This window comes from Sediminicola luteus (assembly GCF_040566555.1).
GTDB lineage: Bacteria > Bacteroidota > Bacteroidia > Flavobacteriales > Flavobacteriaceae > Sediminicola.
On record NZ_JBEWYP010000010.1, the window covers coordinates 107065 to 128851 of the forward strand.

The window sequence follows — 21787 nt, forward strand, 5'->3', positions numbered from 1 at the left end:
CCCTTTTTTGGAATAAAATTAACTTACTCTAAACTAAACTATTTTACAAGGACATTCTCGTAATAGGTCTTATTGCCTTCCTTAAGGATTACTGTGTAAAGACCAGCATTTGCTTTTTTAAAATTGAATGCCTTTTCTACAATTATTGACTCGTTGAACGTAGTTTCATAGATTACATTCCCCAATTCATCTTGAACCTTTACTTGTACTCTTTTGCCATCAAGGCTTAAGTGGTTCATATATACCATCTTTCCTTTTGTGCGGAATGTTGGCTTAATGATCTCGCTGGCATTCAAATTAAGAACTAAAGGTTTCACCTCATTAACTTGAATTAAACCAGATTTAACTTCTTTTGCCATACCTGTTACTGTAGTTAACAAAAAGGCCAATACTGCTGTAATTTTCAATGCTTTTTTCATAATTTTTTAGATTTAAGATTACTAAATCACTTATACAGCAAACTTACGCCCATACTCCTCCCCCCACTACACCTCATTTCTCCTATTTATGTGCTATTTTACCCCTTTAACACAAGCATAACATATCAAATGTTAATTTAGTACATATTTTAGGTAATTTTGTCGGGATTTGAAATTAATACCTTTTCTAAATTTACGATGAAAGTGAATTCTATGATGAAACAGAAACCGGCATTCGAAGCTATTGAACCTGATTTTGGGCATTCTTTTACCTATCAGAAATTTGATGCCAATCTTTCCAATAAAAACCATATCTGGCATTATCATCCTGAAATGGAACTGGTTTATGTCAATGGGGGTAGTGGAAAGCGCCAAATAGGTAGCCACGTGTCCTATTATACCGATGGCGACCTTATATTAATTGGCTCCAATCTTCCACACTGTGGTTTTACGGATAAACTCACTGGCAATACCAGTGAAACTGTTGTTCAAATGAAAATTGATTTTTTAGGGACCGATTTTTTTGGCATTCCTGAGATGAAAAAAATCCAAAAGCTATTTGAAATGGCCAAGGGGGGTATTGCATTTAATGGCAATACGAAACGTAAGATTGGGGAAAAAATGGAAATTCTGGAATACCAGTCAGATTTCCAGCGCTTGCTTTCCATTTTAAATATCTTGAATGAATTAGGGAATTCGCAAGATTTCAAGGTGTTGAATGCCGCAGGATTTTCTTTGGAGACCGAGGTAAAGGACAATGACAGGATCAATATCATCTTCAATCACGTTAAAACTAATTTTAAAGAGGAGATTACCTTGGAAGAGGTGGCCGATTTGGCCAGTATGACCGTGCCTTCCTTTTGCCGATATTTTAAAAAGATCACCAATAAAACGTTTACACAGTTTGTAAATGAATATCGTTTGGTACATGCCTCCAAATTACTGGCAGAAAAACCAATTAGCATTACAGACGTCTGTTTTGAAAGCGGATTCAACAATTTTTCCCATTTCAACAAACTATTCAAGGCCTTCACAGGCCAAAACCCGTCTGAGTATCGCAACCAATTAAAAGCCGTATTACAATAATGCGCAATTTGTTTTCAGAGCCACAGAAACTGGTACTCCCTGATGCGGACATCTCCTATTATCCCAACTTTTTAGATTCCAAAGCAGCGGACACCTATTTTGAAGTGTTCAAAAATAGCGTTCCATGGCAACAGGACGAAATTAAAATCTTTGGCAAGACCCACGCCCAGCCTAGGCTTACTGCACTATACAGCACAAATGGAAAACCGTATTCCTATTCCAATATCACCATGCAACCCCATGATTTTACCTTGGAATTATTGGATATAAAAGAGAGGATAGAAGTTATTACAAAAAACAGTTTTACAACCTGCCTTTTAAATCTTTACCGGGATGGTAAGGATAGCAATGGCTGGCACGCAGATAACGAAAAGGAATTGGGAAAAAATCCGGTAATAGCATCCATTACTCTGGGACAAGAACGCTATTTCCATTTAAAGCACAGACGACAGAAGGAATTAAAGCATAAATTGTTATTGGAGCATGGCAGCCTCCTATTGATGAAAGGGGAAACACAACACCACTGGTTGCATCAAATACCAAAAACGGCCAAACCTGTATCAGAACGCATCAACCTTACCTATAGGGTGATCATTTGAGAAACATAAGGTATATTCTTAGAAAGATTATCAAGATCTGCCTGAAACGCAGCGCTGGACTACATTAAAATAGATCGTTCAATACTTTTGCCAAACGAAGTCCGCCCTTTTGAAGTTGCATGCGGACGGTATTGGTATATTTATAACTGTATTCATATCCCAGCTTCTCGCCTACCTCAACAGAGCCATAAACTTCTTTTGCCAATTCTTGGGATTCTTCCACCCAATCATATAAATCTCCCTCTTGGATAGCCTTGCGCTCCTTTTTGGAAAGTGAATGCAGGTTACCTGCCAGTTCTGTATAGCTCATTCCAAATTCATCGATCAAATTACTATCCCAAACCCTGTGCAGGTTGGTCCCTTTTCCAAACCATTGTAATTGAATATTGTTACCGCCTCTATCCTCTTCCCGTCCAACATGTAGTGGCTGATGGAGATCACCAATAAAATGTACCAACATTTTTAGATAAAAGGCCTTATCTTCCTCCGAACTGTTCTCATCCTTAACTATAGCTATGCAGGTTTCTATACCCTTAACCAAATCCCCATAGGTGCTTGGGACCACATCAGTATATTTTTTGTCCATTGGAAAATTGACGTAATGCCATGGTCCAAACTTTGAATAGCTACGATCCGATTTAATATCATCTGCATAGTTGGAAACCAGCGCTAAACTTTCTCCTTTTAAGATCTCCTTTATAGCTCTCTTTGCCTTCCCGGTAAGATGTTGTGAAGCAACTTCCCCTACGGTTCTGTGTCCTGTTTTACCCCAGAAGATATCATTACCAAAAGAGAATTGGACTACCAAGAATACCAAAAAAGTGAGTTTTTTCATGCTTTGTTTTGTTATCGAATTAAGAAAATATGTAATAGTAGCACATCTATGTGAGGTGACACTATACCTTTGGACAAAAATAGAGAATCATACATTAAGGTATTGTTAATAGTCTAAGGATTTTGCGTTTTTTGCGCCATCTTGCGACATAAAAATTTAATAGATTGATTTCCAAACCAATAATAAATAAGGTGCTTAAAATTGCCGTCCGAATTATAGTGGGACTGGCACTAGTTCTAGTTATATTTCTCCTAAGCATCTATGTAGGCGCATGGGGAAAAGTTGCATCCAAAAAAGACCTTTCAGAATTTAATTACCAAAGGGCTTCTGAGGTGTATACGGCCGACAGTGTGCTTATTGGAAAATATTATTTGTTTGATCGGCAACCGATTACGTACAATGACCTGCCCCAACACCTGATAGATGCCTTGGTAGCCATTGAGGATGAACGTTTTTATGGCCATCACGGAATTGACTACACCAGTTTGTTGAGGGTTATATTTAAGACCATACTATTACAAGACCAGTCGGCAGGTGGTGGAAGCACCCTTACCCAACAACTGGCCAAAAACCTCTATCCAAGAGTCCCCAACGGTAAAGTGCGTTTAGCAGTGGACAAGGTAAAGGAAATGATGGTAGCCTCTAGGCTGGAAGATCTTTACTCTAAGGAGGAATTGATTACCCTTTACCTAAATACCGTTTCCTTTGGTGACAATACATTTGGAATTAAAAGTGCCTCCCTAAAATTTTTCAATAAGAAAGCGAAAGACCTAAAGGTAGAGGAGGCTGCCACCCTTGTAGGGATGCTCAAAGCCACCTATGGGTACAATCCGAGGGTATTTCCGGAGAACAGCCTCAACAGGCGGAACTTGGTTTTACAGGCCATGGCCAACAATTCCTATCTGACCAAAGCACAAAAAGATTCCCTCTCAGAACTTCCCACAAAATTAGATTACAGGGAATTTGACCACAACGATGGAATAGCACCCTATTTTAGGGAAGAGGTGAGGAAACAGCTCCTGCAATGGGTAAAAGAACAAAACGCCAATGGAGAAGAGTACAATATCTACACATCTGGCCTGAAAATTTACACCACCTTGGATTATAAAATGCAGGTATTGGCAGAAGAGGCTATGACAGAACATATGAAGGCGTTACAACAAAGCTTTGAAAAAAGTTATGGATCCAATGCGCCATGGCTAAAAGACACCAAACTGATCCAGAAAAAAATTCAAAATTCCCCTGTCTACAGAAGTTTAGAACGGATGGGACTGAGTAAAGAACAAATCCTGGACAGCCTTAAAAAGAAACATACGATGACGTTGATGGACTGGGAAGGAGAAAAGACCCTCCAGGCAAGTAGCATGGACAGTATTCAGCATTATATGAAATTCCTAAATACCGGATCCTTGTCCATAGATCCGACTACCGGAGCGGTAAAAACTTGGATCGGCGGTGTGAATTTTAAATATTTTAAGTACGACCATATTTCCCAAAGTAAAAGACAGGTAGGGTCTACTTTTAAACCTATCGTCTATACCGCTGCCATAGAAAAAGGAATTGCGCCTTGTACCTATTTTTCCGCCCAAGAGGTTGCCTATGATAATTTGGAAGGTTGGTCTCCCAGCAATTCGGGAAAGGAAGATGAGACCTATCTCAATTATTCTATGGAACAGGCCTTGAGCAATTCCATAAATACGGTGGCTGTTAAAGTGTTGGAAGAAACCGGCATCCCCAATGTTATCGGACAAGCCAAAAAGATGGGAATAACGAGCAACCTGCCTCACCTTCCGTCTCTTGCACTGGGTACCGCTGAAATAAAAATCAACGAGCTTATCGGGGCCTATGCCAGTTACGTAAACGCTGGCAAATCCGTAACCCCATTTGCCATTACCCATATTGCCAATACCAAAGACTCTATTTTGGCAAACTTTCAACCCGTCATCGCAAAGCAACCTGCCTTCTCAAAAGAAACCGGCATGTTGCTGTTGGAAATGATGAAAGCAACTGTTGATAAAGGAACTGCAGCCAGAATTAGATCAAAATACAACTTGCCCAATGCCATAGCCGGTAAAACAGGTACCACCCAAAACAATAAGGATGCTTGGTTTGTTGGAATTACCCCTAAGCTTGTAAGTATCACGTGGGTAGGATTGGACACCTATGAAATTGGCTTTAAAAGCACCAGTTTAGGTCAGGGAGCCAATGCGGCATTACCAATTTTTGCCTTGTGGTTGCAGAAATTGAACAAGGAAAAACAATTTAATAGTATTACACAGGCTCGTTTCGAAAACCCGAGCCGATCAGTATTGGATCAATTGGATTGTGAACCAGTCAAAAGGGATGGATTTTTTAAACGCCTCTTCAAAAACCCCAATAAAACAAAAACGAAAAAGTTCAAGAACAACAGCAATTAATAATAAAACACTGTAATTCAGTATTTTAATTTTGATATTAATTAAATTATAATATCTTTATGATATCATAATAATATCATTTTAAAATTACTGGCATGACTCACGAAAAAAATTTGGTTCCGTTCAATGGCTATATCATGCTATTGGTATTTTTAATTCTTGCTACAGGGAGCACATACTTATTGATCACTAAGGAGTCCCCTATTTATATCATAGGGATTGTCCTAGCCCTTTTTATGTTGCCCGGTTTTGTATTGGTCAACCCCAATAACTCCAGGGTTTTACTGCTTTTTGGAAAATACATTGGCACCATTAAGAAAAATGGCCTTTTTTGGGTCATACCATTCTACACAAAAAAAGCCATCTCTTTAAGGGCGAGCAATTTTGATAGTGAACGGCTCAAAGTCAATGACAAGTTGGGTAACCCGGTCATGATCAGCACCATTTTGGTCTGGCGGGTAACCGATACTTATAAGGCAGCATTTGATGTGGACGATTATAAAAATTTTGTACGTGTACAGACAGATGCGGCGGTACGTAAATTGGCAAGTATGTATCCCTATGACAATTTTGCCGATGAAGGTCACAAGGAAGACATCACCCTCCGCTCCAGTGTCAATGAGGTGAGCGAGGCACTTGAAAAGGAAGTCCAAGAAAGGCTTGCCATGGCCGGGATAGAAGTGTTGGAAGCTAGGATTGGGTATTTGGCCTACGCACAGGAGATAGCCAATGCCATGCTTAAAAGACAGCAGGCCACAGCGATTGTGGCGGCGAGACACAAAATCGTGGAAGGTGCTGTAAGCATGGTGGAAATGGCCTTGGATCAGCTGAGCAAAAAACAAGTGGTGGATCTGGACGATGAACGTAAAGCCGCCATGGTGAGTAACCTAATGGTCGTATTATGTTCGGACAAAGACGCCTCTCCCATTGTCAATGCCGGCACCTTAAACCATTAATACATGAGGGTTTTTCAAGAGACACAAAAATTTAACCAATGGCCCATGCGACTCGCATCTTTGGGCCTATTGGCATTCCTATTATATTCTTTGTACCAATGGTTTGTAGCAAAAACTGCAGTGGGCAATGTCTTACCCGAGGATACTTTAGAGCAATTGATAGTCATAGTGGTTCTTGTACTTACCCTTATGTTGTTCTACCAACTTCAATTAAAAACGGAGATCGATGATAGGGGCATACACTATAGATTCCTTCCCTTTCACTTCAAAAATAAAACCATCCCCTGGGAAGCTATAAAAGAGTGTTACGTTAGAACCTATAGTCCGCTTATGGAATATGGGGGCTGGGGCTATAGGATAACTATTAAAAATGGGAAGGCATATAACGTTTCCGGGAATAGAGGCATACAGCTTATTTTAAAATCCGGAAAGAAAATATTGATCGGAACACAAAAGGAATCTGAGGCCACGATGATTATTGATCGTTATCAAAAAAAGAGAAATGAAGGAATATAAAATCGTTAAACAGAAAGGAAAGGTGTTTGGCAACCCTGACCAGGAATTTGAGGACGAACTAAACAAACTGGCAAGAGAGGGATGGAGAGTCGTAAGTGTCTGCTCCATGTCCCATTCTACCTTGGTAAAGGCCTATTTGGAAAGGGACAAATTCAGATAAATATGTATACTATGAAATCACTTATTTTACTGTTTGCATTACTACCCTTTGTTGTTCTGTCCCAGAAAATCACGGAAGAGGAATTCACTTTAAAAAATGGCGAAATAGTACTTCCAGGTACCCTTTCCATGCCTGAATCCCCCACCAAACTACCTCTGGTCATTTTTATCCACGGTTCGGGGAATGTTGATAGAAATGGAAACCAGGCAGGCGTAGGCATAAATGCCAACTACATAAAAGCCCTCTCAGATAGTTTAAACAAAAAAGGTATTGCCTTTTACAGATATGATAAAAGAACAGCTACCCTGTCTAACCTAGACAAATTGGGGGGTATTACCTTTACGAAACTTATCGATGATGCCAAGATTGTCATAGACCACTTTAAAAATGACCCTAGGTTTAACTCTCTGTTTTTAATAGGGCACAGTCAGGGATCCTTGGTGGGAATGCTTAGTATTACCCCAGAAATCAAAGGGTTTATTTCCATTGCAGGCCCAGGGCAATCCATCGATAACACAATCATGGAACAACTACATCAGCAGAACCCCGATCTGGCAAAATTAGCTGGAGAACACTTTGCTGAATTAAAAACAACGGATACCATTGTAAGCGTACATCCCTTTTTGATGCAACTTTTCAAGCCGCAGAACCAGAGTTTTATCAAATCCTGGATTGTATTGGATCCCGTAGCGGAGATCAAAAAAATCAACATTCCCATATTATTGCTAAACGGGGAGGAAGATCTTCAGGTAACCGAAAAAGACTTTCAGAGATTACAAGAGGCCCAACCCAATGCAAAAGGAGAATTGATTCCACATATGAACCACGTTCTCAAGGACGTATATTCCACATCGGACAATCAAAAATCCTATTTTCAGGAAAACTTTCCTTTATCGAATAAACTTGTCGATCTAATAACAGCATTTATCAACCCTTGAATATGAGCAAGAAAAAAGCGTTCGCCCTACGGTTAAATGAAGATATGCTAAAGGCCATTGAGAAATGGTCCGCAGATGAATTTCGTAGTGTGAACGGACAAATAGAATGGATGCTGATGAAAAGCTTAAAAGAGGCAAAAAGAGCCCCAAAAAAAGACAGGGATTGATCTGATTTGGAATTTTAGGATTTTTTTAACGATTTAAACCCCTATTTTTAGGCTCCAAACAATTGCAGCTACATGTTCAGAATATTTTTATTCCTTGCCATAGTACTTTTCACCACCAGTACCTACAGTCAAAATGAAAAAAAATCCTTTATCGTAAAGTACACCACGGATAAAATTATAATAGACGGTGTTTTGGACTACCCAGCTTGGGACAATGCCGAATCCATTGGGGAAATGCAACAATATTTTCCTTCCGACTCAATCCCCGCAATACAGCAGACTGAAATAAAAATGCTATACGACGATACCAACTTGTACGTAAGCATTAAAGCATATACAGAAGGGAACGACTTTATCATCCCTTCTCTTAAGCGCGATTTTAGGGCTGGCGGCAATGACAACATAAGTTTGATGTTCGACACATTTAACGATGGTACCAATGCATTTTTATTTGGCACCAACCCATTGGGAGTACAAAGGGAAGCCCTTATATCAGGTGGAGGATCGGATACCAGTGGCTTCAACACTTCTTGGGACATCAAGTGGAAAGGGGAATCTAAAATCTATGATGGGTATTATATTGCGGAAATGGCCATCCCACTTACTTCCTTTAAATTTAAGGAAGGTGAAACAAAATGGCGTTTCAATAGCTATCGTTTCGACATGCAAACCAATGAGACAAGCACATTTGCCAAAATCCCCCAAAACCAACTGATATTTAGCTTGGCTTTTATGGAGGATATGATCTTTGAAAAGCCTTTGGGAAGATCAAAAACGCCTATAGCCCTAATTCCCTATATCAACACTATCGCCCAAAAGAATTATGAGACTGATGAAAGTCTGTCTAATTTCAAAGTTGGAGGAGATGCAAAATTGGCCATTGGAAATGGTATGAACTTGGATATCACCCTCAACCCCGATTTTTCCAATGTTGAAGTGGATGATGTAGTCACCAACCTTACGCGGTTTGAAATAAACCTTCCAGAAAAAAGACAATTTTTTATAGATAACAGTGACCTATTTGGAGGTTTCGGTGGTCGAAGAGATGCTAACCCTTTCTTTTCACGTCGTATTGGTATTGCCAAGGACACTGCAGGAAACTCCATACAGAACAATATTATAGGAGGAGTTAGGCTGAGTGGAAAACTAAGTAATGATTGGCGATTAGGGTTCTTGAACATTCAAACAGAGGAGGATCTCGAAAATGAAATAGCGTCAAACAACAATACCATGTTGGTGCTACAAAAGAAGGTGTTCTCCAGATCAAACATAGGCATGTTCTTTTTAAATAGACAAACCTTCGAGGATTATGAATTTCTGGAGGATGACGAGCGTTACAACAGGGTTTTGGGAATAGACTACAACTTGGCCTCTTCGGACAATACCTGGACCGGAAAATTTTATTCCCATAAATCCTTTGAACCTGGTGGAGGCGGTAAGGATCTTTCTTCGGGTCTCAATCTAAATTATAGGAGCCGCTATTTCAATGTGATCTTGGATGGAATTTACATTGGTGACGATTTTAGGTCCGATCTAGGATTTATCAGACGAACTAATATAATAAAGGGCGTTACCGGAGTAGAACGTATTATTTGGCCCAAAACAGGGAAGATCAACAACCATGCCTTCAATTTCTTCCCTATATTTACTTGGAACCCCGAACTTGACTATAAAAATACGGACTATGAGATTAGGAGCTCATGGGGGGCAGAGTTCAAAAACCAGACCAGATTAGAAGCCCGTATGGTGAACAACTATACGTTTTTGTTTGATGGGTTCGACCCATCAAATTCTGAAGGAGGCATACCTTTACCTTCCGATCAGGGGTACTACTATACCAATTTTGAAATGGAGTTTCGATCGGACAGGAGGAAGGTCTTTTCCTATTCCCTGGAACCTTCCTATGGAGGATTTTTCAACGGCAATAGGTTCTCATTCCGAAGTGATTTGAACCTTAGATTTCAGCCTAAGGTCTTCTTGTCCCTACTAGTGGATTACAACAATATTTCATTGCCCACCCCCTACTCCAGTGCAGACATATGGTTGATAAGTCCAAAGGTGGAAATTACCTTTAGTAAATCGATATTTTGGTCGACCTTAATTCAATACAGTAACCAAAATGATAACTTAGGGTTAAATTCAAGATTACAGTGGCGTTTTGCTCCACTCTCAGATCTTTTCATTGTGTATAACGATAATTATTTTGTGAATAATTTTGAGCCAAAGAATAGATCCATCAATCTTAAATTGACCTATTGGCTAAATATTTAAAATGAAGTTTAAAGTTTTATGTTCAGATTTGGATGGCACTTTGCTATCGAGCAAAAATAACGTTTCAGATTTTACCATAACTGAAATACAGCGGATTAAAAAGGCGATTAGGGTTATTTTGGTCTCCGCTAGAATGCCTAGATCCATGACCTATCTCCAACGTAACTTGGGGATTGAGGACCAACCTATGATATGTTACAATGGCGCCTTGATCCTGGAGGGCAAAAAAGAACTCTCCTCGACGGTCATGACTATTGACCATCTTGATGAAGTCTACGATTTGTCGGAATCCCTCGGGATAAAATTAGGTCTGTACCACAAGGACGAATGGTATGTGGAGGACAATACGGAACGTGTTAGAAAAGAGATACACCACACACAGTCTACACCGATCTTTAGAGATACACTGGAATCTATCAAAGACTGGAAAAATCGCCAAATTGGGGCCCACAAAATCATGTTAATGGGTACTGAAGTAGCCACGGATACAGCATTTTCACAGCTCGAAAAACAATTGGGCCGACAACTTCATATATACAGGTCAAATGAAACCCTGATTGAATTGTCCCCAAAGTCCATTTCCAAGCTATCGGCCATACAAATGTTGCTGAAAGAAGGGGAAACCCTCGATGATGTAATTGCCTTTGGGGATAATTACAATGACATGGAAATGATACAACATGTTGGTCATGGGGTGGCAGTTGCGAACGCAAGGGAGGAGCTAAAACTGATCGCCAATAGCGTTACCCTAAAAAATACCGAGGACGGGGTTGCCCATTTCATTAAGCAGCATATAATAATTTAATTATATTTGGCAGGCATACAATTGCTTTATACATGAATGATCCCCTAATTTCCAACGATACCGTTGTTTTTGGTCTTATAGCCCTTTGTTTGGGCTTTATTTTTTACACCTCATCTCGAAGAACAGGATTTTGGAAATCCTTTTACAGCGTTGTTCCGGCAGTTTTAATGTGTTACCTCCTACCCGCAATTTTAGCTAGCTTGGGTATTGTTTCCGACGAAAAATCCAATCTCTACTTTATGGCCAGCCGGTATTTGTTACCCGCTGCTTTGGTATTGATGACCTTGAGTATTGACTTAAAGGCTATTTTGAACTTAGGCTCCAAAGCTTTGATCATGTTTTTAACCGGTTCTGCAGGAATTATCATTGGAGGTCCAATAGCCATATTGATCGTTTCTATCTTTTCGCCCGAAACAGTGGGAGGAAATGATTTTGATGCTATTTGGAGAGGGTTGTCTACTATTGCCGGAAGTTGGATAGGTGGCGGTGCCAATCAGGCGGCCATGCTGGAGATTTTTCAATATAATCCTGAAAAATACGGTGGAATGGTCCTTATCGATATTGTAGTTGCCAATGTTTGGATGGCTATTATTCTTTTAGGAGTGGGAAGAACAAAAAAAATAGACAAATGGCTGAAAGCCGATACTTCTGCAATAGAATCCCTAAAAATTAAAGTAGCACATTATACTGATAAAATTACCCGGGTACCTACTCTAAACGATTATATGGTTATTCTGTGCTTTGCGTTTACCGCTGTTGGTATCGCACATTTTTTTGGAGATTACCTCAGTGAGATTTTAACCAACTCCTTTGCAACGGTAAGGGATACCAAAAGCTTTTTGTCCTTTCTGGGCTCCAATTTCTTTTGGATGGTGGTCATAGCTACTATTTTGGGCATTCTCTTATCTTTTACAAAAGCTAAGGAATATGAAGGTGCCGGGGCCAGTAAAATTGGAAGTGTGTTTATATACATTTTGGTAGCCACCATTGGAATGAAGATGGACTTAGGGATGGTACTAGAAAATCCAGGTTTGATAGCTATTGGCTTTATATGGATTGGAATTCATGCTGGACTCCTAATTCTAGTGGCGAAAATCATAAAGGCACCCTTTTTCTTTTTGGCCGTTGGAAGTCAAGCGAATGTGGGAGGCGCAGCCTCAGCTCCAGTGGTTGCGGCAGAATTCCACCCATCATTGACCTCGGTAGGAGTTCTTTTGGCTGTCTTTGGATACGTGGTTGGTACCGGTGGTGCTTTATTATGCGCATACCTCATGGAAATTGCCTCAAAAATTTAATTTTTCATAAACTTTCATCATATTTGCGGCACTAAACAAACAACATGAAGAACATTTTATTTTTGGCCCTAATCGGCTTTTTTATGATATCCTGCGGTGGTGATACCGAGCAGACCATGACCGTTTCCGGAAATGTAAAAGGCCTTAAAAAAGGAACCCTATACTTACAAAAGATACAGGATTCCACCTTAATTTCCATCGACTCCCTGAACGTTGAAGGCAATGGTAATTTTGAATTTAAAACTGAATTGGAGAGTCCAGAAGTTTTTTACCTATACCTAAGGAAAGAGGATAACAATGATATCAATGACCGAATCACCTTTTTTGGTGAACCGGGAAATATCAGTATCAATACTTCATGGGACACCTTTGATACCAAAGCAAAAATTGAAGGTTCCGAAACCCAGAAAAAATTGGAGGAATACAAAGGGGTGATGACAAAATTCAACACACGGAATTTGGAATACCTCAAATTTACATTTGATCCTCAAATCAGAAAGGATTCCATGGCATTGGATTCTGTAAAAAAATTGAGTGATAAAAATATATTGAGGGGGTACCTATATGCGCTTAACTTCGCACTGAACAACAGAAATTCCTATATCTCTCCTTATATCGCTTTAACCGAAGTTGCAGACGCCAATATTATTTACTTGGATTCTATCAATAACTCCCTTAGCCCGGAAGTTGCAAATTCCAAATATGGCAAAGATTTAAAGAAGTATCTGGATGAAATAAGAAAAAATGAGTAACAAAAAAAACATCCACCAAATGGTGGATGTTTTTTTATATGCATTAGCTAATCTTGGATTAGCCTAAATTATTCAATTGTTCTACCAAAGTAGTTGCCTTTACTTCCAAGTCGGTCTTTACAGACTTTAAATGCTTGGCTCTATCCTCAACATCTTTCTTATTTACTTTTACGATCAATTCATCGAATGTTGAAATCGCATTTTCTATCACAGCAGATCCTTCTTTTGAATTTCTATTGTTGGTAGATGCTTCCCATAAATAAACTGCCTCGATAATATCTCCTAAAACATAATTGATATCCTTTTTTAAATCTCTTATACTTGCCATTTGTACTACTTTTAATTTTTTACAAAAGTACACTTTTTGGTAGGAATCAAATATTTTATGGTTCTCTTTTTATTTCCTTTAATTTTTAGTCAAATATAAGCTGATTAGCTAATATTTTGATGCTTTTCGACCTTACTCACCCTAACTTTTAAATAGTCACTTCCAACAATTTGGCTCCTGAGGTTTGTATTCCAATCTTTTTTGAGGTTGCTGGCATCAAAACCGTTTCCCCTTTTTGTATTTCCGCTGTACCATGTTCATTGGAAATGGAAGCTTTTCCACCAACGCACATATAGATAGTGAAAGAGTCCCTATCAGATACATTTTGATCCAGATCATTTGTCAATTCAAGAAAATTGGTCTTAAAATATGGACAATCCACCATAGTGTTTATAGTATCCTTTACCTTGGGATAGGCCACCTTAAAATCGTCCTTCATTTCATAATCAATAGCGTCCAATGCCATTTCTGTATGAAGTTCCCTCAAATTTCCATCTTTGTCCTTTCTATTGAAATCGAAAACCCTGTAGGTTACATCTGAGGTTTGTTGAATCTCTGCCAAAAGAACTCCCGCACCTATGGCATGTATCTTTCCTGTATTGATGAAGAAGGTATCGCCTTCCTGAACAGTTTCATAATTCATCAAATCCAATAAAGTGTCATTGTCCAAGCTTTTGGAGTATTCCTCCTTGGTGACTTCTTTATTGAACCCTACTATTAAATTGGCGTCTTGATCTGCGTCCATAATGTACCACATCTCAGTTTTACCGAAAGAATCATGTCGTTTTTTTGCCAGTTCATCATTGGGGTGCAATTGTATGGAAAGGTCCTGTTTGGCATCAATAAACTTGATAAGAATAGGAAATTCCTTCCCGAAACGCTCAGTCACACTTTTTCCCAAAATCCCTTCTGGGTCAGAATTTATAAGTTCTTGAAGCGAAGTACCCGCAAGGTTTCCATTGGAAACCACAGATACATCACCTTTGACCGTGGAAAGTTCCCAGCTTTCGCCAGTGATATCGCTCTCTATGGATTTTCCTAAGACATCTTTCAACTTGGTCCCTCCCCACAAACGTTCCTTGAGGATTGGGTGAAATTTTAATGGATATATGCTCATTTTGCTACCGCTGATTTTAAGGCCTCCAATGCTTTCTCCATATGTTTCGAAGCACTGATACTATTAAAGACCATGATTACTTTTCCTTTTTTGTCGATGACATAGGTTTCCCTACCTGGCAACAAATTAAAGAGATTATTATCCACTTTAAAGCTTTTCCTTACCTTTTTCTTCTCGTCCGACAACAAAATAAACGGCAAGCCATATTTTGAAGCGAATTTTTGGTGCGATTTCTCAGAATCTGAACTGATACCTATCACTTCTGCCCCTAAATCCTTAAATTCCTCATAACTGTCCCTAAAGGAACAAGCTTCCTTGGTACACCCGGGTGTATCATCCTTTGGATAAAAGAAAATGACCATGGCCTTGCTTCCAATAATACTGTTGCTGGAAAACTGATTTCCATGTTGATCCTTCAAAGAAAATTCCGGTATCCTATCCCCTATTTGTAGAGCCATGGTCTAGCCGGAAAAGGTTACAAAATTCCTTGGGGTCTCATAAAGAACCACCTCCAATTCATTGGCGGCGTCTATGTGCGGCCTGAGTTTTTGCCAAATGACCACAGCAATATTCTCAGCAGTTGGATTCAATTCCTTAAACTCCGGTACCTCAACATTCAGGTTTTTGTGGTCAAAAGAATCCTCTACTTCAGCCCTTATAAGATCCTTTAAAATCTTAACATCTATGACAAATCCAGTTTCTGGATCTATTTCTCCGGTAACACTTACAATCAACTCATAATTATGCCCGTGGAAATTGGGATTGTTACATTTCCCAAAAATCGCATCATTCTTTTCAAAGCTCCAATCCTTTCTGTACAAACGATGTGCTGCATTAAAGTGTGCCTTTCTACTTACCTTGACTTTCATGGCTACTGAGGGGTTTGGATTAAATGATTGTAAAATCGCTCAAAAATAATTTTGAACCAAGCCGTATACGTATCCGGGTTTTTTGCAATATCATTTTTTACATCTTCGGGCTTCATCCATTTCCAATTGGCCACTTCGTCAGGATTAATAGATGGATCTGCTTCATAGTTCCCGATCATCACATGATCAAACTCATGTTCTGTAAGGCCATTGTCAAACGGGGCTTTGTAAATAAATGAGAATAGTTCAGTCAATTCGGTTGAAAACCCCATTTCCTCTTGGAGCCTGCGTTTTCCTGCGGAGATATTGGTCTCACCCACTCTTTGGTGACTACAACAGGTATTGGTCCAAAGCAATGGAGAGTGATATTTATGGGCGGCCCGCTGTTGGAGCATGGTCTCCCCTTTTTCATTCATCACAAATACGGAGAATGCCCTATGTAGGAGTGCCTTTTCATGGGCTTCCATTTTGGGCATGGTTCCGATCTGTTCATCGGCTTGGTTAACTAATATTACATTTTCTTCTTTCATACTGTAAAAATAAGACCTTTACGTAATTTTAAAAGTTAACTGCAACATAAAAAAAGCCACTTTTTAACAAAAAGTGGCTTTCATAAATTATAACAAAGCGTTTTTTAAAAGAATCTTGGGGATTTTAAATTTTCCACGGCCTTTATAAAGTCGTACCTGATAATCACCTCAAAGGATCCATCATTGAACATAGCGCTTCCAAGTGCCGTGGTTTCCCTGTCATAGGCCAAACCAATCAACATATTGTTTTTAAGGTTAAACCCGATCATTCCACTGACGGCTGCATCCCATCTATAGGCTGCTCCCAGAATAAATTTATCGTTGTACATGACATTAGCGGAAACATCCACTTGTAATGGCGCTCCCTGAGTCACCTTAGTCAATAATGCTGGTTTAAATTTCCAAAACGAATCCAATTCAAATACGTAACCTGTGATCAAATAGAAATTCATTTGTTCCTTTGCCGTTGAAAGGGAAGATTCCTCAAAATGTGAGGTTTCCAAAAACCTGGGAACGGACACACCCAAATAATAATGTTCTGTATGGTAATAGACTCCAGCCCCAATATTAGGGGATAATTTGTTCTGTATATCCTGTTGCAGGGTGGGATCTTGCCCATTGGAATAATCTTGATTCAATTGAGAAAAACGAATGTCCAACAAATTGGCACTTGCCTTTAAACCAAACGACAATCTACCTTCTGTTGACGTATATATGGTATAGGAAAAATCCAGATCAAAATTGGTTTCCGAAGTTGGTCCTATTTCATCGTTGACTATAGAAAACCCCAATCCAACGCCCCTATATCCTATTGGGGAATGAATGTTCAAGGACTGCGTGGTTGGCGCTCCTTCCAAACCAACCCATTGCGACCTATAAAGGGCTGCAATACTCATATGCCCTCTAGAACCGGCATAACCTGGGTTTACTGTCACTGTATTGTACATATATTGGGTGTACTGCGCATCTTGTTGTGCAAATACAGTTGAAACACTACTAAAGGCTAACACAAAAAGTATGAAGCTTATCGCGAAAGAGGTAGGTTGATATCGGTGTAAGTTCTTCATCTGTTTATCTATTTATATAAATGTATCCTGATAGGGACTTTGTTTTTCCAGCAGATTCTTCATAATCCAAGATATAGAAGTATGTTCCTACTGGAAGTTGATTATCCTGATTGACAGTTACCCTACCATTCGAAGTCCCATCAAAATAGTTGCCTTCTGTTCCATATGCATTGGTGGTATAAACCAACACACCCCATCTATTGAATATTTTCAGGCTATTGTTTGGATAATTTTCCAAGCCGGTAATTTTTAAGATATCGTGTATTCCATCACCGTTAGGGGTTACCACATTAAATACTTCAATCGTTCCAGCATTGAGCTCAATTAAGTCGGAATCCAAATAATCTGGAATACCATCTCCATCGGCATCATCATTGGTATAATCGCCATCACCATTTAAGTCTTCATCCCTAGTTTCTATACCATCATCATCATCGTCTGTATCCCTGTAATTGGATTCTTCATCCCCATCGGTATTTGGCAAATCGGAGTAAGGATCATTAAACTTGTCGTTAACATCTTTATCAATAACTGAAACTCCTTCAAAACCATCGTCCAGACCATCATTATCCTTATCGGAACCTAGAAAAACAAAGTCGGCAAGGCCATCAAAATCGTAATCATGACCTTCCACTATATCTGGAATATTATCATTGTCACTATCCTCATCCAAATAGTCAGGCAAACTATCGCCATCGGTATCCACAGGGAAAAGACCGAACAATCCGTTTTGTTCATAATTGTCATCCAAGCCATTACCGTTATTGTCCTGCCCACTAGGAGGAATATAACCTGCTGTAGATTGTGCCTCAACATTATCCGGAATACCATCGTCATCACTATCTATATCCAAATAATCTGGAACCCCGTCCCCATCAGAATCTGTTGGGTTTGTAGCTGGATCACCATCGCCATCTAAATTCAGATCTTCAAAAGCATCCAGTATTCCGTCATCATCGCTATCAATATCTACAACAGCTGTAGAATTAACTACAATTGTAATTTCTGCCGTACTGCAATTCCCAGCATTGTCACAGATAGTATAGGTAAAGGTATCTGTGCCCACAAATCCAGGATTAGGAGTATAGATCACCACATCATCCGATGGATCGGTGGCGCTGCCATTGTTGTTAATGGTTATGGTTCCATTAGTTGGATTAGTTGCGGTAAACGTTCCCACGGTGGGAATGTCATTATCGTTGTTTGACCAAACATTTATAGTAAAAGCGGTATCCTGATCCATTGCGACCATATCATCAATGGCATCAACAATGGGCAAGACATCTATCGTAACCGTTGCTGTACTACAATCTCCCAAAGTATTACAAACGGTATAGGTAAATGAATCTGGTCCGTTGTAATTTGGATTAGGGGTATAGGTGATAATATCATCTGTAGGGTTATTAGGCGTACCATTATTATTGATACTAACAGTACCATTGGCTGGACTTGAGGTTGTTAAACTTCCCGTAGTTGGCAAGTCATTGTCATTATCATAAATAGGAACAGCAATAGAATCGTCTTCATTTACAGTTATAAAGTCGTCCTGAAGATCGGCAGATTGATCTATGCAGACCACCGTAAAACTTGGCAGATCTATACTGTTACCTGCTTTCAATAAGGTGGCGGTATATTTTGTCACATTTTGGTCCGCAGTAACTATAGGTTTCAATTGATCCCCGCTTACGGCAGGAGACCAGGTAATCGTAGCACTAGCTCCCACATTGGCAGAAATATCCAACGTTACCTGATTATAAGGGTTGTTGCAATTTGTTACAATAAAATAACTGGTGGCATTTCGTCCACAAATGGTACCATCATAAGTCGCAAAATAAACTCCTGGGACAGTCACTTCGTAAAAGAAATCGGTACCCAGAACAGAGGTTGTATCTGAAGCCTCGTACCATTTATAATTATTCTCATCGGTGCTATTGGGTGCTTGCAGTAAAAACTGAGCATCCGCCTTGGTTATACTCAAAAGAGCAATTACCAAGGTTGCAAATAGTAGATGATATAGTTTGGTCGGTTTCAAATTATTTCTGTTCGTTGATGCTTAGTTTAACTTATTTTACTACAAATACCACGTTGATCAACGAGTTGTAATCAGAAGGCTGTCCAATGATTGTATATGTTAATTTACCATCAGCCGCAATACTCATTGTCCCGGTATTGAACACTGTTGGATCCGCATAGGTTACATAATAGTATAATTCAGCTGCGGTGTATGTTGGCAACGCGGCCGGTGCTCCAGCACTTCCCACTGTTGGAGACCCGTATTGTGCTATATACTGTGCATATAGATCAATAGTAAAGGTTCCGTTAGTAGACGCATCTACCGCAATGGAAGGAGGATAAAAGATCCTTGCCGCTTTTGAAACAATTGGCGCTATATCTTGAATCACATCTTCTACAGTTGCTTCAGTTGTTCCGTCTCCGTCAACATCTACAGGAGTTACAACATTTACTTCAGCAGCGGTCTGATCATCCGTATTATCTAAGAATGAACTCAAATTTAGGGCAGCTGATGCCACTCCATTGACGGTACTTGTAAGGTTGGAACCACTTAAACTTAAAGCATTGGAATTGATAATATTCACTCCTGTCCCGGTCACACTATTAACAGTTGTGGTCAACGTATTTACAGTACTGGTATTGCTAACTGTTGTAGTAGGTACCAAAGCACTCTTATCTATCCATTCCACGATGCCTGCAGGACTTGTAACCAATACTTTGTTGTTACCGGTTGAAGCAATATCTGCAGTAGCAATAGTTCCATCAACTATTTTTGCACTTGTTACTGAATTGTTCGCTAAATCTGCTGTAGCTACAGTTCCATCCAATATTTTTGCACCTGTTACGGCATTGTTGGCTAAATCTACAGTAGCAACAGTTCCATCTAATATTTCTGTACTTGTAATTCCTCCAGTGGCTACATCCAGGGTATATGGACTTGCAGTTGTTCCTGATCCAGATCGGATTAAAGTTGCATCCGTAGCATTGGTTACTTCATTACCAACAACCTTATCCAAATCTGCCGCATCACTTGCAGCCAATTCTGCATCAGTGGCAAAAGTGCCATTTAAATTTACAGTCTTATCTGCCTCGCCATCATCCTCAACAGATAATTCTAAAGTTGTTCCGTTTAAAACAAACTTATCTATCTTTTGATCATCAGTATTAAGTGCACCTAAATTAACTGTCTTTGGGGTATTCCCTCCTTCATTCACCGTTAATGTGGAACCACTAAATGTCATACTTGTGATTGTTTCGTTACCTATGACAGAATCCGCATCATTTATTGAAACTGTTCCCCCGCCATTTGATAGGGTAACATCGGAACCTGTCCTAGATACTGTTTGTAATTCGTTGTTTGGATCTGCATCCGCATCGTTCAAGGATGCTACACTTACCACATATGGTGATGCTGTAGAACCAGTACCTGCGACAGTAACGTTGGTTCCTGCAGTTACTTTTGTCTCGGTACCATCTGCCGTTGGCAACACCACTGTGTTTCCATCTTCAATGCTCAAGTTGTTACCAACCAATGTCAATGTCTGGTCGTCCGTACCACTATTGTTCAATGAAGAAAGATCAATAGTCGTTGTCCCTCCGGCATCAATGATATTCAGGTCCGTGCCAGTCAAGTTGGCACTGGTGATCAATTCGTTTGATGGATCCGCATCAGCATCGTCCAAAGTAGCAACACTCACCACATAAGGAGTGGCAATGGAACCATCACCGGCAACGGAAACATTTGTCCCAGCGTTTACCTTGGTCTCGGTACCATCTACAACGGCCACTGATAGATCATAATCATCACCCGTCTTCACCAAGGTAACTGACCCGTCTGTAGAACTCAATGTTTGAATTTCGTTCGTTGGATCAGCATCAGCATCGTCCGCATTGATGGTAACAGAACCACCGTCCACTAAGGAGATGATCTTACCTGTCCCATCTATAGAAAGATCTTGTGTATCCGTGTTTACATAAGAAGACAAATCTACCTGGTTTCCTCCTGTAGCAGGATTGGTCAGTGTCAAGATATTAGCTGCCAAATTCAAATCCGATAATTCGTTTGTTGGATCGGAATCCGCATCGTCCAAAGTGGCAACACTCACAACATAAGGAGTCGCAATGGAACCATTACCGGCAACGGTAACATTGGTCCCAGCGTTTACTTTGGTCTCGGTACCATCTGCCGTTGGCAACACTACTGTGTTCCCATCTTCAATGCTCAAGTTGTTACCAACTAATGTCAATGTCTGGTCGTCCGTACCACTATTGTTCAATGAAGAAAGATCAATAGTCGTTGTCCCTCCGGCATCAATGATATTCAGGTCCGTGCCAGTCAAGTTGGCACTCGTGATCAATTCGTTTGTTGGATCCGCATCGGCATCGTCCAAAGTGGCAACACTCACCACATAAGGAGTGGCAATGGAACCATCACCGGCAACGGTAACATTGGCCCCAGCATTTACTTTGGTCTCGGTACCATCTGCAACGGCTACTGATAGATCATAATCATCACCCGTCTTCACCAAGGTAACTGACCCGTCTGTGGAGCTCAATGTCTGAATTTCGTTCGTTGGATCGGAATCCGCATCGTCCGCATTGATCGTTACAGAACCACCATCCACTAAAGAGATGATTTTTCCTGTCC

22 protein-coding genes are annotated in these 21787 nt (G+C 39.9%); 12 read left to right on the forward strand and 10 right to left on the reverse strand.

Annotated elements, in window-relative coordinates:
* Nucleotides 1–38: 38 nt before the first annotated feature.
* Nucleotides 39–419 (reverse strand): hypothetical protein, encoded by a 381-nt coding sequence (locus ABXZ32_RS14835; protein ID WP_354619467.1) that lies wholly within the window; start codon nt 417–419, stop codon nt 39–41.
* Nucleotides 420–632: 213 nt separating this feature from the next.
* Here ABXZ32_RS14835 and ABXZ32_RS14840 point away from each other — a divergent pair, with 213 nt between their 5' ends.
* Together ABXZ32_RS14840 and ABXZ32_RS14845 are read left to right on the forward strand one after the other, a co-directional pair.
* A complete protein-coding gene (locus ABXZ32_RS14840) occupies nt 633–1505 on the forward strand; it encodes an AraC family transcriptional regulator (RefSeq protein ID WP_354619468.1) in 873 nt (290 codons plus the stop codon).
* Complete coding sequence (locus tag ABXZ32_RS14845; RefSeq protein WP_354619469.1) at nt 1505–2104, forward strand: alpha-ketoglutarate-dependent dioxygenase AlkB family protein; 600 nt, start codon at nt 1505–1507, stop codon at nt 2102–2104. The genes ABXZ32_RS14840 and ABXZ32_RS14845 overlap by 1 nt, the downstream gene beginning before the upstream one ends.
* A gap of 64 nt (nt 2105–2168) precedes the next feature.
* Here ABXZ32_RS14845 and ABXZ32_RS14850 read toward each other — a convergent pair whose 3' ends face one another.
* Nucleotides 2169–2939: a S1/P1 nuclease gene (locus tag ABXZ32_RS14850; RefSeq protein ID WP_354619470.1), complete on the reverse strand. Its 771-nt coding sequence runs from the start codon at nt 2937–2939 to the stop codon at nt 2169–2171.
* 164 nt (nt 2940–3103) lie between these two features.
* On the opposite strand from ABXZ32_RS14850, the gene ABXZ32_RS14855 reads away from it, so the two are divergent.
* The 10 genes from ABXZ32_RS14855 to ABXZ32_RS14900 all read left to right on the forward strand — a co-directional run bounded on the left by ABXZ32_RS14855 (nt 3104) and on the right by ABXZ32_RS14900 (nt 13216).
* Nucleotides 3104–5356, forward strand: coding sequence for a transglycosylase domain-containing protein (locus ABXZ32_RS14855; RefSeq protein WP_354619471.1), 2253 nt, complete (start codon nt 3104–3106; stop codon nt 5354–5356).
* A 95-nt stretch (nt 5357–5451) separates the two neighbouring features.
* Nucleotides 5452–6312: an SPFH domain-containing protein gene (locus ABXZ32_RS14860; protein WP_354619472.1), complete on the forward strand. Its 861-nt coding sequence runs from the start codon at nt 5452–5454 to the stop codon at nt 6310–6312.
* A gap of 3 nt (nt 6313–6315) precedes the next feature.
* Nucleotides 6316–6828 carry a DUF6141 family protein gene (locus ABXZ32_RS14865; protein WP_354619473.1) on the forward strand — a complete coding sequence of 171 codons (513 nt, stop codon included), beginning with the start codon at nt 6316–6318 and terminating at the stop codon, nt 6826–6828.
* Complete coding sequence (locus tag ABXZ32_RS14870; RefSeq protein WP_354619474.1) at nt 6815–6988, forward strand: DUF4177 domain-containing protein; 174 nt, start codon at nt 6815–6817, stop codon at nt 6986–6988. Before ABXZ32_RS14865 ends, ABXZ32_RS14870 begins: the two co-directional genes overlap by 14 nt.
* An 11-nt stretch (nt 6989–6999) precedes the next feature.
* The gene (locus tag ABXZ32_RS14875) at nt 7000–7926 is read left to right on the forward strand and encodes an alpha/beta hydrolase (protein WP_354619475.1); all 927 of its coding nucleotides are present in this window, start codon (nt 7000–7002) and stop codon (nt 7924–7926) included.
* 2 nt (nt 7927–7928) lie between these two features.
* Nucleotides 7929–8093: an Arc family DNA-binding protein gene (locus ABXZ32_RS14880; protein WP_354619476.1), complete on the forward strand. Its 165-nt coding sequence runs from the start codon at nt 7929–7931 to the stop codon at nt 8091–8093.
* Nucleotides 8094–8165: 72 nt separating this feature from the next.
* Nucleotides 8166–10364, forward strand: a complete 2199-nt coding sequence (locus ABXZ32_RS14885; RefSeq protein WP_354619477.1) for a DUF5916 domain-containing protein — start codon at nt 8166–8168, stop codon at nt 10362–10364.
* A 1-nt stretch (nt 10365) separates the two neighbouring features.
* Entirely contained in the window at nt 10366–11169 is an 804-nt protein-coding gene (locus ABXZ32_RS14890; RefSeq protein WP_354619478.1) for a Cof-type HAD-IIB family hydrolase, read from the forward strand.
* A gap of 32 nt (nt 11170–11201) precedes the next feature.
* The gene (locus ABXZ32_RS14895; protein ID WP_354619479.1) at nt 11202–12464 is read left to right on the forward strand and encodes a DUF819 family protein; all 1263 of its coding nucleotides are present in this window, start codon (nt 11202–11204) and stop codon (nt 12462–12464) included.
* Between the two features lie 44 nt (nt 12465–12508).
* Nucleotides 12509–13216 carry a DUF4369 domain-containing protein gene (locus tag ABXZ32_RS14900; RefSeq protein ID WP_354619480.1) on the forward strand — a complete coding sequence of 236 codons (708 nt, stop codon included), beginning with the start codon at nt 12509–12511 and terminating at the stop codon, nt 13214–13216.
* Nucleotides 13217–13274: 58 nt separating this feature from the next.
* On the opposite strand, the gene ABXZ32_RS14905 is transcribed toward ABXZ32_RS14900, so the two are convergent.
* The 8 genes from ABXZ32_RS14905 to ABXZ32_RS14940 form a co-directional block, all read right to left on the reverse strand.
* On the reverse strand, nt 13275–13544 hold the full coding sequence (locus tag ABXZ32_RS14905) for a hypothetical protein (protein ID WP_354619481.1): 270 nt from the start codon (nt 13542–13544) through the stop codon (nt 13275–13277).
* A 148-nt stretch (nt 13545–13692) separates the two neighbouring features.
* Nucleotides 13693–14655 (reverse strand): type I phosphomannose isomerase catalytic subunit, encoded by a 963-nt coding sequence (locus ABXZ32_RS14910; protein WP_354619490.1) that lies wholly within the window; start codon nt 14653–14655, stop codon nt 13693–13695.
* 2 nt (nt 14656–14657) lie between these two features.
* A complete protein-coding gene (locus tag ABXZ32_RS14915; RefSeq protein WP_354619482.1) occupies nt 14658–15119 on the reverse strand; it encodes a peroxiredoxin in 462 nt (153 codons plus the stop codon).
* A gap of 3 nt (nt 15120–15122) precedes the next feature.
* Nucleotides 15123–15530, reverse strand: coding sequence for a 6-pyruvoyl trahydropterin synthase family protein (locus ABXZ32_RS14920; protein ID WP_354619483.1), 408 nt, complete (start codon nt 15528–15530; stop codon nt 15123–15125).
* Between the two features lie 2 nt (nt 15531–15532).
* On the reverse strand, nt 15533–16060 hold the full coding sequence (gene idi / locus ABXZ32_RS14925) for an isopentenyl-diphosphate Delta-isomerase (protein WP_354619484.1): 528 nt from the start codon (nt 16058–16060) through the stop codon (nt 15533–15535).
* A gap of 104 nt (nt 16061–16164) precedes the next feature.
* Nucleotides 16165–17127, reverse strand: coding sequence for a PorP/SprF family type IX secretion system membrane protein (locus ABXZ32_RS14930; RefSeq protein ID WP_354619485.1), 963 nt, complete (start codon nt 17125–17127; stop codon nt 16165–16167).
* A gap of 4 nt (nt 17128–17131) precedes the next feature.
* The gene (locus tag ABXZ32_RS14935) at nt 17132–19159 is read right to left on the reverse strand and encodes an Ig-like domain-containing protein (RefSeq protein ID WP_354619486.1); all 2028 of its coding nucleotides are present in this window, start codon (nt 19157–19159) and stop codon (nt 17132–17134) included.
* Nucleotides 19160–19190: 31 nt separating this feature from the next.
* Nucleotides 19191–21787, reverse strand: a 2597-nt coding sequence (locus tag ABXZ32_RS14940) for a beta strand repeat-containing protein (RefSeq protein ID WP_354619487.1), incomplete at its 5' end; no start/stop codon positions are given.

Coding starts and splice junctions, on each gene's coding strand:
- ABXZ32_RS14835 (WP_354619467.1), bottom strand. CDS start 419: ATGAAAAAAGCATTGAAAATTACAGCAGTATTGGCCTTTTTGTTAACT.
- ABXZ32_RS14840 (WP_354619468.1), top strand. CDS start 633: ATGATGAAACAGAAACCGGCATTCGAAGCTATTGAACCTGATTTTGGG.
- ABXZ32_RS14845 (WP_354619469.1), top strand. CDS start 1,505: ATGCGCAATTTGTTTTCAGAGCCACAGAAACTGGTACTCCCTGATGCG.
- ABXZ32_RS14850 (WP_354619470.1), bottom strand. CDS start 2,939: ATGAAAAAACTCACTTTTTTGGTATTCTTGGTAGTCCAATTCTCTTTT.
- ABXZ32_RS14860 (WP_354619472.1), top strand. CDS start 5,452: ATGACTCACGAAAAAAATTTGGTTCCGTTCAATGGCTATATCATGCTA.
- ABXZ32_RS14865 (WP_354619473.1), top strand. CDS start 6,316: ATGAGGGTTTTTCAAGAGACACAAAAATTTAACCAATGGCCCATGCGA.
- ABXZ32_RS14870 (WP_354619474.1), top strand. CDS start 6,815: ATGAAGGAATATAAAATCGTTAAACAGAAAGGAAAGGTGTTTGGCAAC.
- ABXZ32_RS14875 (WP_354619475.1), top strand. CDS start 7,000: ATGAAATCACTTATTTTACTGTTTGCATTACTACCCTTTGTTGTTCTG.
- ABXZ32_RS14880 (WP_354619476.1), top strand. CDS start 7,929: ATGAGCAAGAAAAAAGCGTTCGCCCTACGGTTAAATGAAGATATGCTA.
- ABXZ32_RS14885 (WP_354619477.1), top strand. CDS start 8,166: ATGTTCAGAATATTTTTATTCCTTGCCATAGTACTTTTCACCACCAGT.
- ABXZ32_RS14890 (WP_354619478.1), top strand. CDS start 10,366: ATGAAGTTTAAAGTTTTATGTTCAGATTTGGATGGCACTTTGCTATCG.
- ABXZ32_RS14895 (WP_354619479.1), top strand. CDS start 11,202: ATGAATGATCCCCTAATTTCCAACGATACCGTTGTTTTTGGTCTTATA.
- ABXZ32_RS14900 (WP_354619480.1), top strand. CDS start 12,509: ATGAAGAACATTTTATTTTTGGCCCTAATCGGCTTTTTTATGATATCC.
- ABXZ32_RS14905 (WP_354619481.1), bottom strand. CDS start 13,544: ATGGCAAGTATAAGAGATTTAAAAAAGGATATCAATTATGTTTTAGGA.
- ABXZ32_RS14915 (WP_354619482.1), bottom strand. CDS start 15,119: ATGGCTCTACAAATAGGGGATAGGATACCGGAATTTTCTTTGAAGGAT.
- ABXZ32_RS14920 (WP_354619483.1), bottom strand. CDS start 15,530: ATGAAAGTCAAGGTAAGTAGAAAGGCACACTTTAATGCAGCACATCGT.
- idi (WP_354619484.1), bottom strand. CDS start 16,060: ATGAAAGAAGAAAATGTAATATTAGTTAACCAAGCCGATGAACAGATC.
- ABXZ32_RS14930 (WP_354619485.1), bottom strand. CDS start 17,127: ATGAAGAACTTACACCGATATCAACCTACCTCTTTCGCGATAAGCTTC.